The following is a 13,304-nucleotide window of genomic DNA, read 5'->3' on the forward strand; positions in this document are numbered from 1 at the left end:
TATCAAGAATATAAGATGATAGGTTAAACAAACCTTGATATAACAACGTTTGTTTGACCTATTTTTATGAATTGCAAACATTTTGCAAACATACGTTATCCAAAGATGCTTTTACCAAAGTTTTTAACGGCTTCTTCTTGCATATTCGGTAAAACATGAGAATAGATACTTAATGTCATTGAAATATCTGTATGACCTAATCTCTCACTGATGATTTTAGGGTTAACTCCTTGTTTAAATAGTATAGTTGCATGTGTATGTCTTAAATCATGGAATTTAATTTCTTTTATACCTACTTTGTGTGTCGCCCTAATGAAACCTTTTCTGAAAGGTGCTCTTTTTATGATTCTTCCAAACTCATTACAATTTATTAAATCTTGATCTAGATAAGCAGAACCAAACCTTAATTTCTCTTTATTAATTAAAATTTTATGTTTTTTTAAGGCGGCTATTGTTTCATTAGGTACAGGAATTGTGCGTTTTGACGAATTTGTTTTTGCAGTTTTTTTGATTTTATTGTCATGACCAGATGTTTGATTTATTGTAACGGTATGTTTTTCAAAATCAATGTCCTGCCATCGTAACCCTAGAACTTCTCCTAGACGCATACCTGTAGTTATTGCAAGTAGATACCCAATGTGATATCGTGATTCTTGTGAATGAGCTAAAAATTTTTTTACTTCTTCCTCTGTCCAAGTCTGGATAGGGGTTTTTTCTTTTTTAGGTATCTCAGCAAAATCTGCTGGATTTCGAGACATAATATTTTGTTTTACGGCTAGGTTTAAAGCGCTCTTTAAAATTCTATGCATAAGCAGAATAGAATTGCTTGCAATCCCTTTATCTAGCGCAGTCTTATAGCATTTCTGAATGTGCATAACATTTAATTTATGAAGCGCGACCATTCCTATACTAGGTATAACATGTTGGTTGATAAATGCCCTATAGCCAGCAAAGGTACTCTTTTCTATGCTCATACTTTTAATTTCTAGCCAATGATTTAGATAATCTTTTAATGTAATTTTAGATGGCTCTATAAAAGTTCCTTCATTCAACTCTGTAATCTTTTTTGCTACATCGGCCTGTGCTTCTTTTTTTGTCTTATATCCAGAAAACCACTTCTGTCTTCTTTTTCCTGTCTCTGGATCAGGACCGATATCAATAACGATGCAATATTTATTTCCTCTTTTTCGAATATGTCCTTTCACTTAAAACACTCCTTCATTTGTTTTGAATCATGTTGTATAAGTCTAGTTGTAATTTGCTGCTATGAAAATTACATAGTTGGACATATCAGCGATGGATATATTTTACCATATATGAACAGAATTGATTATTTAATATATTGGTTGTTTTTTACAAAAGTTAATTTTATAAAAGAATTTTGTATATTTAAGGAAATATTTTTATTTAAAATATTTTATTTGGAATAGTACATCTTGTATATATCATATTTTGTACAATTAATATTTTCTTAATTAAGAAATGATTTTTATTTGGAGTGAGATATATGGAGAGGAAAAAGAAATGGGAAGGATTAAACTCTAAAAATCTATCTGCTAGTTCACTGGATTCGAGTTTAATAGGACCGACATTGCCACCGATTTCCTCATTTACTCTACCAACGGGAGCAAGTGGAGCAACAGGTCCGACAGGCCCAACGGGAGTAACCGGAATAACAGGCCCAATAGGTCCAACGGGAGCAACTGGAATAACAGGTGCAACGGGAGTAACCGGGATAACAGGCCCAACAGGTGCAACGGGAGTAACCGGGATAACAGGCCCAACAGGTCCAACGGGAGTAACTGGAATAATAGGCCCGACAGGTCCAACGGGGGTAACTGGAATAACAGGCCCAACAGGTCCAACGGGAGTAACCGGAGTAACAGGTCCTTCAGGAGGCCCGGCAGGTCCAACAGGTCCAACAGGTCCTTCAGGAGGTCCAATAGGTCCAACTGGAATAACAGGCCCGACAGGCCCAACGGGAGCAACTGGAATAACAGGCCCGACAGGCCCAACGGGAGCAACTGGAATAACAGGCCCGACAGGCCCAACGGGAGTAACTGGAATAACAGGTCCGACAGGCCCAACAGGAGCAACTGGAATAACAGGTCCAACAGGTCCAACGGGATTTGAATCTGCATTCAGAGCTTTCAAATCTACTGATCAGTCCGTTACTGCTAATACACTGTCTATAGTAACATTTGAAACTACACAATTCGATTTAAATGGTGAATATGATGGTGTATCAACATTTATACCGCAACAAGATGGAGTATATTTAATTATTACTACTATAATTTTTAGTCCTACTGATGATACCCTAAATTATGTGACGGAAGTATTTATAACAGTTAACAGTACTTTAATAGCAGGAGATGATAGCTTTTTTGGTGGAAATACTGGGCTTTTAAATGCGGTAACAGTTTCTACGATTGTACAATTGAATGCAGGGGATATGGTGCAAGTTCAAGCTGGTAGTACCATAGATGGCGCTATTGCATCTCCACTTCTTACAAATTTTCAAGCTGCGAGGTTTCCATCACCAGTTCCAAATACACTTTTCTTATTAAATAATTTATCTGCAGATTGGAGTAAAAGGCCATTCAGTAGAAAATCATAATTATGTTCATTTTTAAAATACCCTAAAGAAAATGATGAATTTAGATTGAGTTTGTCTATTAAGAATAAGAAAAGCCACTTAGATGAGTGGCTTTTCTTATTCTTAAATTATGGCATATACAGTTAAAACTAAATGATTACATAATTGGAAATAGTTAAACTTGTACTATTTTGGTTCAGGATAGTAATTTTAATATAAAATCTCAATAGGTATTTATTAACTTTGCATCTCTAAAAGAATAATTGAACTTTTGCTATCACTATAGTTACATATAAACCGATTATCAAATGCAATATTTCATATTTTTAACTGTCAAAAAACTAGATTTATATTAGTATTTTTAACTTTCTCAAGTATTTTCAGAATATAAGAGAATAGATGTTTGGGTTATTTGTGATAGAATATTCTTAATAATATAATTTGACGGAACGAAAAAGACCCATAGCGTGTGTAATTGTGCTGGGAACACTTTTACACCGTTTGCCCTAATTGTAGTAGGGAAAACATTTGCCATGAGCCTTTCAGTTACGACTATGCGTAACATATATGGCTAGTATAACACAACTTTTAGATGTAATTCATCATTAAGGTGCGTTTTCATGATAGGGAAGTGTGTCTTGTTCCAATAAGGGGGACAAAACATGTGGAAAGCTCTAAATCAAATTGAAAAAGAGTTATGTGCAGCTGGAATAAGAAAAAATAAACTCGCAAATTATTGGGGAGTTAAGCCAAGTACTGTTACAAAAGTTTTTAAAGGTAACACAGACATGAGTTTTGGCTTTCTTTCTAAGACGGCCATCCTATTAAACAAAGGCATACAGGTTCAAGAAAATTTATTAACAGATTATATATATATAACGAGACCAAAATCAGAAAACTTACGTGAGGCAATGGAGGATTTAGCTTTAAGGGGAAAGTTTAATCTATTAATTAATATTATCAATAGTGAATCACAATCAAAGGTAGCAGAAAATAGAGAATTTGCTAATGTCTATAGAATTATATATAGACGATATATAGGTGAGATTGATGCTACACAGTACCATAAGGCATTAAGCCTGGAAAGTAAATCAATAAGAACAACAGAGATGGAAGTGTTAATTGAAATTTTATTATGTCAAGCGCAATATCAATCGGGTAATTTTACTTCTTTAAATGAGCGATTAAAATCTCTTGAAATAAAAATAAATAAAGTAAGTAATAGGTACATTCGAGAATGTTATAAATTACGATATAAAGAAGCCATTGCCGTTACTTCGTTGCAGGGTGGTGAAGTCAGTGAAGCAAGACATTTTAGCATGGAACTATTAGATGATCTTGAATGGGATAACTTTTTTTCTTTTCCAAAAGTAAATGCATATTTAAAGTTAGGTGAATCTTATATTTTTTCAGCGAATGAATATGAGAAGGCAAAATATTATTTGGAAAAGACTCTTGAAGTGATAGGGGATAGTAAGATTAATGGAATTGAGAGAAAAAGAAAAATGGTGCAACATACTTTATCATTTCTAAAGATTCATCATGATAAAGGAATTAGTAGCTTAGATGTTGTCCATCCAGGTGAATTAGCATATTTAAGGATTAAACAAGGTAAGAAGATTGAAGCGAGAAAACTATTAAATCAATTAAATGAGAAGAATGGAAGATTAACAGACATACAGACTGCATATTTAGGTTTAACATATGAAGGTACAAAAAAAGAAGAGTTAATGAAACGTTCTCTTTTGATGTGTCAAAAATCAGGGAATATATTTTATTCAAATTTACCAAAAATACACTTGGGTTTAATTTGAATAATTGGTATAATTGTCTTCGGAAAGAGGTGACATAATGAAAAAAATAATTACAATCATTCCTGCGCTATTAATAGCTGCTACATTATTCATTAACACTGATTCTATAAAAGAAAAGCCTAGTACAAATAATTCAAAACCTACAATTCAACACATGATGGTTGACCCTGGTGGCGGCTGGTAAAATACATAATAAAGGTATATATATTACAAATGACATCGTCTTAATTGACGATGTCATTTGTAATTTTAGGAGAAATTTCTTTTTTTACTGAAAGAAGAAAAAAGAAATTATTGTAAAAAAAATCCAAAAATAAAAAGAGGGAGATCGAAGAAGATGAAAAGTAAAGAAGGGGAAGTTAATCTAATTAAACAAGCTTTATTACTTTTGCAAGAAGAAGATAATCCAAAAGAGAAATTATTTTCTATTTGTTTGAGTGAATCAAAAAAAGAAAAAGTCATGTAAAAAAGACTATCTAACTTTCTTGGATAGTCTTTTTATACTACATATTTCCTTTAGATTTCTCGTAGTTCACAAACATCTCTAATTGCTCTAATGCTTTTTTTCGTTGTTCTTCAGGTAAGTCATTAATGATTTGAAGAATTTCGTGTGCTTCTTTTGTTAACTGTAAGTCTTCGCCCGCTGTTAAATCTGGTGAATCAGATAAACCTAACAAATAATCTGTTGTTACTTTTAAATAATTTGCTATCTTCTGAAGTGTACGTGTACCGGGTGCTTTTTTTCCCTCGACATAATTATAAACAGAAACATGACTAACACCAATTTCGTCAGCTAACTGTTGTTGGGTGATGCTCTTCTTTTCAATTAATGATTTCAATCTCTCATGACTAAACATAATAAAAAACACCCCAAGTTTATTTTATATGAAATTATTTTTTCTTAATTACTATTATGGTGTCACACTGTCATTATATATTAACTATCAGTTAAGTGGAAAGGTAATTTTTTTGGAAAAAGTTTTGGGAAACACTTGAACTTAACTTTAGGTTAAGTTATTATGTAATTAACAACAAAAACGGAAGAGAGGAGTTGTTTATGAAAACTCTAAAGCAGCTACGTGTAGAACAGGGATATACATGTAAGGAAGTAGCTGAAGCCGTTGGTATTACTGAAGTTTATTATTGGTATATAGAAAACGGGAAGCGTCGACCTTATTATGATTTAATTGTGAAAATTGCTGAGTTTTTTAAAGTGAAGTTAGATGCAATTAAAATTTTTTGTCCATAACTTAACTTTAGGTTAAGTTATGGTTGGTTAAGTGAATTAGAAAGGAGCAAAACAAAATGGGATTAGATCAAATCATTAAAGAGTCAATCCGCGAAGTTGTTCGCGAAGAAATTCAAGCAGCTTTAGCTTCATTCCAACAACAATCACAACCAAACAAGGTAATGAGGGTGAAAGAAGCAGCTGCTTACCTCAATATAGCAGTTTGTAGAATGTATGAATTAGCAAATCACCCACATTTTCCAGTGATCAGGGAAGGACGTAAATTACTTTTCTTGCAAAAGGATTTAGAAGCTTGGCTTGAAGCACAAAAGGAGGTGATTTAGTGGAAGATACAACCTCATTAGCTATATTAGCGATATTAATTGCATGTGGTTCATGTTTGTTTTACATAACTTATGAACCGATAAAACAATGAGCTTGGAGTGATGTGAAGCAAAGTAAAAAGACCCATTGCAGTGGGTCCTTTTCAAAAAATAAGTTGTTATAAGTATAACACGGAAAATAGGGAGATAGCACATTGGTTTTATGAAAAGGAGTGAAAACTATGAACACCAAGGTATTACAAATAGGGCAAATAAATTTTCGTGGCAATGTTATAGATCATGGATGGTTTAAAACACTTACATTAGATAATGGTAAACCTAATATTGTTGCAATTACTATCTTAGGAGAAATTGTTTATTGGTATAAACCTACTGAAGTAAGAAGTGAAGAATCTAGTCAAGTTCAATATAAGCAAAAGTTTAAGGCAGACACGCTTCAAAAGAGCTATCAACAATTAGCCGATTCATTTGGATTTACAAAAAGACAAGTAAAAGAAGCGTGTGACTTTCTGAAGGAACGTGGACTTATAAAAATTGAGTTTAGGACGATTCTTGTTAACGGAACTAGGTGTAATAACGTTATGTATGTTGAACCTGTACCTGAAATGGTTCAGAAAATATCCATTATGTATTGGGGAAATGGTAACCCTCCTACACTGAAAAGTAATAGCCCTGTTATTTTAGAAAGCAAGAGGGTCTTACATTCTAAAGCAATACCCTTCTACGATAAAACGGAAGAGTCTCTTACACTAGAACGTAAGACAAATACAGAGATTACTACAAATATTACTACAAATATAAATGATGATGATGCTACTTCAACTCAGAAATTAATTGATCAAGAATTTAAAATTAGTTACAACTTTTTACTTGAAAAGGGAATTCCTTTAAGTGAAATTGCAATTCAAGAATTAGGTGAGTTTTGCGATAGATTCGGTAATGAATTAGTTATTCACGCTGTTAATAAAGCAATTGATGAAAATGTACCAAAGTGGAGATATATCCGCAGTATTTTAAGTAGTTGGGAAAAGGAAAAAGTAAAAACATTAAATGAGGTTGCTGCTTTAGATACTCGATTTGAAATGAGTAAGAAAAACAATAAACGTACTGGTAAAGGTTATTCCAAACGAACGGAAGTTGTACCGGATTGGTTACGCAAACAAGAAGAACAAGAGCCAATACAGCAGCCACAGCAAACTCAAAGCGATGATTTTGAAAATAATAAGAAACGTTTGGATGAGATTCTAAATAAATATAAAAATACTAAAGGGGAGTAAGATATGAAAAACACAGGTGTTGCAAGAAAAGTGGACGAGCTAGGTTGTGTAGTAATTCTAGTAGAGTTACGCAGAACTTTAGGTATTACCGAAGGAACGGCACTAGATTTTCATGTCGATGGTGAAAACATCCTTTTAAGAAGACATGAAAAGTCATGCTTTGTAACGGGTGAAGTTTCTGAAAACAACATAGAGTTGCTAGGTGGCCGAATGTTTTTAAGCAAGGAAGGGGTAATTGAATTACTGGATCTTATTCAGAAGAGTGGGATGGCACATGCCTAAGCAACTAAACATTTTCGATGTAGAGCCAACAATTTGTGAGTTCGATGTAATGAAGGCAAATGTGAAGAGAGGAACTGGACGCACTAAATACGCTGATGTACGCGTCCGAGTTCCAACGAATGCAAAATGTACGGATGAATTACCATGCACAACTAAACAAGATGATCGTTATGACATCTTTGAACAATATGTAATGGCTATTTGGAGATTTCAAAGAGCTGTAGATAAGTTTTTCAATTGGGATACAGCTGAAGAATTGTGTAAGGCAGCAAGGGATAAAAAAGAAATAATTCCGGTAAGGGTTTATTTAGGAAGTGGATTTAAACCTGATGTTGTCGAGTACATGCGGTAGTAAAAGGGAGATGGACATATGAAAAAAATAGAAATTGATGTTAGTAGCAACAAACTTTTAATAGTGAAGGACGGAAATGTAACAGCAGTAAATCCGCCAATGAGTGGATTCGGTGAGCAAGTGGCGGTTTGGGTAAACGGTAAAGTTGATCGTGTAGATACTAAGTTTACTGAAAAGATAAAATAATCAATTTTAGAAAGTAGGTTCGCTTATGAGTGTAGCAAGAAATCATAAAGCGATGAAGGAATCACGGTTAAAAATATACATCGCTTTAGAAGAAGCTAACTTCATTTGGGATGAAAGAGATGTAGTACGTTTTCGTGAAATGTGGAGTCAAGGTATGAGTTTGCCGAAGATGGCAAAAGCGTTAAGGAGACACCAAGCGGAAGTTGCGCTTCTTGTAATAGATCAAGCTGATAAGTATTTAATTGAAAATCGTCCAATAGGATTAGGAATTTGCTAAATAGGAAGGGGAAAATAAAATGAACGTTATGGAAAACGGTGTATATGAAACAACTAAATTAGTTAGTGAATCAAAGGAAGGACAAGCTGTAATGAATATCAATCATATTAGTGAATTAGATCAATATCAAGAAGCGGCATTACGTACATGGAATACAAATAACGATTTTGGTGGACGTGTTTTAAATGCAGCATTAGGTCTTACGGAAGAAGCTGGTGAGGTTGCTGATGTTGTAAAAAAAGCGATTTTTCATGGTCATGGATTTGATCCAGCTCATTGTCCAGGAGAAGAAGAAGGAAATACACATAAAATCGCTTTAGAGCTAGGGGACATCTTGTACTACATTTCAATCATGTCTCATGAAATGGGATATACCCTAGAAGATATTGCTCAAATGAATATATCTAAATTAGCAACGAGATACACAGACGGATTTAGCCGAGAAGCTAGTCAAAATCGTGTAGATATGAAATGAAAATTGTAATAAAAAAGAGCCGTGAGTGGAAAGGCTCATAGCTCTTTTTATAAGGGTAATGATTTTATATATAAATATTATCATATACTCCCAAAAAATTCAATGTCAGTCAATTAATTGGTATAAAATTTGGGTTTTGTAGAAAAAGAGCACTATTAGAATAGTGCCCAACTTCAATTCGCAGGAGTATTATGAGGAAACTTAAGTAGGTGGCTTAAGTTTCTCTGTAATAATTATGAATCTATAATTATAAAAATGCCTATATTTTAGAGGGGAGTTAGGGAGTATTTGTATACAGTGAAATCCTTGTTGAAAATATATTCAACTAATTGAATAGTTTCGGAGTCATAAAAACTTTCATATGTTGGGAGTCGTGGGAATAGAGGATCAGTAATATCAGCATCTGCATAGTTACCTTTAAAAATGGTGATACCACTTTGATGATGCCATGACTTAGTTAGTATATCTAAAGGGGGCTTCTTTAAGCCATATATCTTCTCTATATTTGAGATTTCAGAAGAGAAATTTTCAAGGTAAATATAGTTTGTAACAAACTTTTCTTCATCTTGGATATATTGTTGCACATAGTGGGGGTTCACATCATCTAAATTATTCATATGTGCTTTTAAGTAATACAAAAAAAGTTTAAAGGAGATTTTTTTATTGCAGTTTTTATCATGATATAAAAACTGTCTAATTGGTTGCCATTCGGGATGTTCAATATTTGGTGGAGCGATTAGTGAGAGAAATGAACTTACTGCTCTTTTATAGGGGTTTCTTACAAGTTTATATGTCGGTTTTTCATTTGTGGATAATGCATTAGCAAGTCCAGTAAAGTAGTAAACTGAATTTTTGTAAATGTCGAACTCATAATTATGGATGAATGGATTATATTTAATGGCTTCCTTAAACAAGTTGATTTGATAAAAAAACCAATGAGCAAGTGATGTACATCCGCTTTTTTGACTCCAAAATAATATTATGGGGAATTCTTGATGAAAATGGGGTCCTCGGGCGTATTTCATGATGAAGTCGTAAATATTTGAGTTAGTCATATGTTACCTCCCATCATATTCTAGAAATCTCATCTTTGTATACGGTATGGAGAAAATTCTATATATATGATAAAAGGCTTGCAGGGCAAAAGCGTTATTTTAATCGAAAAGAGAACCATTAGGGCGTATGGTTCTCTTGGACCAAGAACTATAATGTTTATTTTTATAGTCTGTATAAGTATATGTACTTTAAAAATAAACATTGAATCAGCCGATATATATTAACAGTTTTCTTTTAATTAATTATTTTTTGCTTTCTTGCAAGCAAAGTAAATTGACCCAGCAAATACTAATAAAATGGGAATCCATGCTCCAACTGACATTTTTCACCTCCTTAAACTATGTGTTCTTATATACTACTACATTTGTATTTTGAAATGTAAGAAAACGAAAAAAGAGAGTTTTTAACAAAATAGTTATTTAAAAACAAGAAGCCCTAGAGTTAGGGCTCTAGGGCTTCTTGTTTTGGTATTCTCACATGGTTTTTCAAAAAGAATAGAACATATTGAAGATAACATGTGAATGTTTCATAAATGTATCAAAAAAGTGAACAAAATTGCTATTGCAGAAGAAGCAGAAATGAAGTTTCTAATACGTAAGTACGTAAAAGGTATTATTTCCAGTGGATAAAATGCGTGTGGGGCTTCTAATCATTATTTTATGGGAAGAAAAGAATATGTTATGAACTTGGTTGAATGAAAAAATGAAAATTTTACTTTTAGAGTGAAACTGAACAAAATTCTTATTTTATAAAAAATAAAAGAACCCGTTTGTTATAAACGGATTCTTCCCTTAAGGTGTGCAAGAAATTCAAGGTAACTTGACCAGAATAACCCGTGGGATTCCTTGTGGTAATACTGTATGCAAAGGAACCAATAAGGTTAATGAATTTCAAACAAAATCTTTATTTTATCAATTTATAGGTTGATACAGTTCCCCAAACGAAAAGAACCAAGTAAAAAAGTCTTTGTAGTAGACCTGCAGGTAAGGGGAAAAGAAAAACAAGTGAGATAAGGATTGTTATTACTATTAAGCTTAGTAAACAGAAATATGTCCATTTTCTAGTTTTTTTAAGATTCTTAGCAAAAATAAATAGTCCTGGAAATACCGTAAGCATGCCTATCCAAACTAGAATGGAATGTCCAATTAGGTTTACATCTGCAGGAATTAATCCTGAAACTATAGTAGAGATTCCTATTATAAGTATAAAAAATGTTGCTATTCTATTAATTCTTGTTTTTTCTAGATGTTGTGAAATATATAGTACTCCAATACAAAATGTTATTCCATTAACAATAAAGAGTATATTCATCCCAAAATGATTAGGGGAGCATATTTCATACGGAGCTATTTCGTAGGTGAATTCTCCGCAGGCTGTTACACCTAGATCACTCATTGCATGATGCAAATAGTTATAAGGTGCTGTAGAAGTGAAAATAAAGAAAGGTTCAATTAAAAAGTATAGACAAGTTGCAATCCAGCTAAATAAGCCAATTTTATTTGATATATACATTAGATACCTCCTTTGAAAAAAAGTATATTTCCATTATAGGTGGTTACATCATCAAAAGTAAAAATTTTCAAGTTGAAAGTCGATAACTCTGTTCAATAATATAGGATTTTCTAGAAAATGTGATTAGCGGAAAGACGTATAAAAAATGGATGGGGCAGAACCTAACAAAATCGTTATTCGAACATAAAAAAAGAGCACATATATTGTGCTCTTGGACAAGAAAGGTAGATCCCTATGAGTGGAGAGTCTCCATACAATAACATATGCTTGTCCAGTTAAAAGGTGAAAAGTATTTTCAAAACCAGCAACAAATAAGAAGAGCGCCTTGGGAGAAAGGCGCTCTAAAGATGAATGTACTGTAATGACTATTCAGTTTAGTATATGGAGCTTATTAAAGGTTCGGGACGAATTTGGTAAAAGAAAAAATGAAAAAGAGCGCATTTTTATATGCACTCTTAGTAAGGCAGGTAAATGTCTCATGAGATATAAAAAATTCAAAGAATCGTAATCAGATTTTCACGAGTGAATTTTTTATATTGTATGCCTTACTTGGAGTTATGGAGCATGTCACTAAAGAAAAGAGGCAAATGGAAATTTTTATATTTTTAATTACTCTAAAAATCTTTTTTTGATATCCGGAGTAGGGATAAGACATTGTTTTTGTTTGCCAAACCAGTTGTATCTATTTTCTGCAATTTTTTTGTAATAAAGGTTCCGAATAGGTTTTGGGATTATAAAAAGGATGAAAAATAATTTACAACTTCCTTTTAAGTGCTTACAAATATTCAGTATGGCATCTGATTCTGTATAAGCCTTATTATTATCAATTAATACCACGCTATCTATCGTTTCGCTAATGTTGTATTGATTTAATAACTGAATACCTATGTTACTTTGGCGTGATGCAAATTTAAAATATCCTTTAGGATCTCTTTTAATAATAAATTGAACACTTTGATTACATAAGTTGCAGTCTCCATCAAAAAGTATAATTCGTGTCATTTATAATCCTTTCTAAAACGTTTATTTGTATGCTTTTTATTTTAACTGAAAAGAGAATATAAATACACTCATTGTGAATTATTGAATTACGAAGAAATTTTAATAAAAACGCTATTTTAGTAGAAAACATTAAAAAGGACCCGATTAGGGGTGCGGGTCCTTTTAATGGAACGATAGAACTTTATGGGATTACCAATACATTACCATAAAAGGAAATTAACTTCCATTATGTGGGTGTTGAGAAAACTTTATATAAATACTTCATTTTAGAGCAAAGGGGCGTTGAACAGTGAACGTAAAGGAGTACGTTGTTTATAAAGGTGAATCATTGCTATGTATTGGAACTATACAGGAATGCGCTGATTATATGGGCGTACTTCCTGCAACAGTTCGTTTTTATACAAGACCAGCGTATCAAAGGAGAATAGCGAATCGGAAGAATGCTAGAAATTATATAACTGTTACGGAGCTTGAGGAGGACTAGGAATGGAATTTTATAAAGTGTCTTTTTGTGGCGATCAGGATATAAAAGTTATCCTGGCTAATAGTAAATATGAAGCTACAGGGTACTACTTAATGCAATGTCATAACGGAAGTGGTTTTATGGATAATGTGGAAATCGAAACGATGTCAGCTGATGAAAAAATTGAAGTTTCGTGTGTTGGTTTCCCGGTATATAAGACACTAGAAGAACTGTACAAAGAAAAGGAGTTCGGCGATACACCATGCGTCTTTGTCGGACTAGCAAATTAGAAAACTAAACAAAAATTTCATTTTGTCATAAATAAAAAGGCAGTTGTTTCCGCAACCACCTTTTTATAAAGTAGAGCCACTTTTTCAGATATAACATATGGATGATTCCTGAAAAAAGTTATAGGACATAACCCTATTTTATAACGA

General features: G+C 32.9%; 19 protein-coding genes. 14 read left to right on the plus strand and 5 right to left on the minus strand.

What is annotated here, in order from left to right; all coding sequences use genetic code 11:
- Positions 1-95: 95 nt before the first annotated feature.
- Entirely contained in the window at positions 96-1,205 is a 1,110-nt protein-coding gene (locus OXT04_RS28395) for a site-specific integrase (protein WP_267418873.1), read from the minus strand.
- Positions 1,206-1,507: 302 nt separating this feature from the next.
- On the opposite strand from OXT04_RS28395, the gene OXT04_RS28400 reads away from it, so the two are divergent.
- The 4 genes from OXT04_RS28400 to OXT04_RS28415 all read left to right on the plus strand — a co-directional run bounded on the left by OXT04_RS28400 (position 1,508) and on the right by OXT04_RS28415 (position 4,879).
- On the plus strand, positions 1,508-2,620 hold the full coding sequence (locus OXT04_RS28400) for an exosporium leader peptide-containing protein (RefSeq protein ID WP_267418874.1): 1,113 nt from the start codon (positions 1,508-1,510) through the stop codon (positions 2,618-2,620).
- A 641-nt stretch (positions 2,621-3,261) separates the two neighbouring features.
- A complete protein-coding gene (locus tag OXT04_RS28405) occupies positions 3,262-4,413 on the plus strand; it encodes an AimR family lysis-lysogeny pheromone receptor (protein WP_267418875.1) in 1,152 nt (383 codons plus the stop codon).
- A gap of 37 nt (positions 4,414-4,450) precedes the next feature.
- A complete protein-coding gene (locus OXT04_RS28410; protein WP_000720922.1) occupies positions 4,451-4,597 on the plus strand; it encodes a hypothetical protein in 147 nt (48 codons plus the stop codon).
- 153 nt (positions 4,598-4,750) lie between these two features.
- Positions 4,751-4,879: a hypothetical protein gene (locus OXT04_RS28415; RefSeq protein WP_000836783.1), complete on the plus strand. Its 129-nt coding sequence runs from the start codon at positions 4,751-4,753 to the stop codon at positions 4,877-4,879.
- Positions 4,880-4,916: 37 nt separating this feature from the next.
- Here the strand turns inward: OXT04_RS28415 and OXT04_RS28420 are convergent, their stop codons facing one another.
- Complete coding sequence (locus tag OXT04_RS28420) at positions 4,917-5,270, minus strand: helix-turn-helix domain-containing protein (protein ID WP_000491237.1); 354 nt, start codon at positions 5,268-5,270, stop codon at positions 4,917-4,919.
- Between the two features lie 200 nt (positions 5,271-5,470).
- Between OXT04_RS28420 and OXT04_RS28425 the strand changes: the two genes are divergently transcribed.
- The 8 genes from OXT04_RS28425 (at position 5,471) to OXT04_RS28460 (ending at position 8,834) form a co-directional block, all read left to right on the plus strand.
- A complete protein-coding gene (locus OXT04_RS28425) occupies positions 5,471-5,662 on the plus strand; it encodes a helix-turn-helix domain-containing protein (protein WP_000854268.1) in 192 nt (63 codons plus the stop codon).
- Positions 5,663-5,718: 56 nt separating this feature from the next.
- Positions 5,719-5,985 carry a helix-turn-helix domain-containing protein gene (locus tag OXT04_RS28430; RefSeq protein WP_000522030.1) on the plus strand — a complete coding sequence of 89 codons (267 nt, stop codon included), beginning with the start codon at positions 5,719-5,721 and terminating at the stop codon, positions 5,983-5,985.
- Positions 5,986-6,206: 221 nt separating this feature from the next.
- Entirely contained in the window at positions 6,207-7,262 is a 1,056-nt protein-coding gene (locus OXT04_RS28435) for a DnaD domain-containing protein (protein WP_267418876.1), read from the plus strand.
- Positions 7,263-7,265: 3 nt separating this feature from the next.
- Positions 7,266-7,544 (plus strand): AbrB/MazE/SpoVT family DNA-binding domain-containing protein, encoded by a 279-nt coding sequence (locus OXT04_RS28440; RefSeq protein WP_267418877.1) that lies wholly within the window; start codon positions 7,266-7,268, stop codon positions 7,542-7,544.
- Entirely contained in the window at positions 7,537-7,896 is a 360-nt protein-coding gene (locus OXT04_RS28445) for a hypothetical protein (RefSeq protein ID WP_016512772.1), read from the plus strand. Before OXT04_RS28440 ends, OXT04_RS28445 begins: the two co-directional genes overlap by 8 nt.
- A gap of 18 nt (positions 7,897-7,914) precedes the next feature.
- Entirely contained in the window at positions 7,915-8,082 is a 168-nt protein-coding gene (locus tag OXT04_RS28450) for a DUF3954 domain-containing protein (protein ID WP_000717826.1), read from the plus strand.
- 25 nt (positions 8,083-8,107) lie between these two features.
- Positions 8,108-8,359, plus strand: coding sequence for a hypothetical protein (locus OXT04_RS28455; RefSeq protein WP_000109500.1), 252 nt, complete (start codon positions 8,108-8,110; stop codon positions 8,357-8,359).
- A 19-nt stretch (positions 8,360-8,378) separates the two neighbouring features.
- A complete protein-coding gene (locus OXT04_RS28460) occupies positions 8,379-8,834 on the plus strand; it encodes a nucleoside triphosphate pyrophosphohydrolase family protein (protein ID WP_267418878.1) in 456 nt (151 codons plus the stop codon).
- Positions 8,835-9,100: 266 nt separating this feature from the next.
- Here OXT04_RS28460 and OXT04_RS28465 read toward each other — a convergent pair whose 3' ends face one another.
- From OXT04_RS28465 to OXT04_RS28475, 3 genes are all read right to left on the minus strand, one after another.
- Complete coding sequence (locus OXT04_RS28465) at positions 9,101-9,889, minus strand: sulfotransferase family 2 domain-containing protein (protein ID WP_267418879.1); 789 nt, start codon at positions 9,887-9,889, stop codon at positions 9,101-9,103.
- Positions 9,890-10,793: 904 nt separating this feature from the next.
- Positions 10,794-11,402, minus strand: a complete 609-nt coding sequence (locus OXT04_RS28470; RefSeq protein ID WP_267418880.1) for a DUF998 domain-containing protein — start codon at positions 11,400-11,402, stop codon at positions 10,794-10,796.
- A 609-nt stretch (positions 11,403-12,011) separates the two neighbouring features.
- Positions 12,012-12,404, minus strand: coding sequence for a thiol-disulfide oxidoreductase DCC family protein (locus OXT04_RS28475; protein ID WP_000196761.1), 393 nt, complete (start codon positions 12,402-12,404; stop codon positions 12,012-12,014).
- A gap of 289 nt (positions 12,405-12,693) precedes the next feature.
- On the opposite strand from OXT04_RS28475, the gene OXT04_RS28480 reads away from it, so the two are divergent.
- Both OXT04_RS28480 and OXT04_RS28485 read left to right on the plus strand, forming a co-directional pair.
- On the plus strand, positions 12,694-12,888 hold the full coding sequence (locus OXT04_RS28480) for a hypothetical protein (protein ID WP_267418881.1): 195 nt from the start codon (positions 12,694-12,696) through the stop codon (positions 12,886-12,888).
- Between the two features lie 2 nt (positions 12,889-12,890).
- Positions 12,891-13,157 carry a hypothetical protein gene (locus tag OXT04_RS28485; protein ID WP_267418882.1) on the plus strand — a complete coding sequence of 89 codons (267 nt, stop codon included), beginning with the start codon at positions 12,891-12,893 and terminating at the stop codon, positions 13,155-13,157.
- Positions 13,158-13,304: the final 147 nt, after the last annotated feature.

The organism is Bacillus sp. GC_Bacil_1, from assembly GCF_026540675.1.
In the GTDB taxonomy this organism is placed as follows: Bacteria; Bacillota; Bacilli; order Bacillales; family Bacillaceae_G; genus Bacillus_A; species Bacillus_A cereus.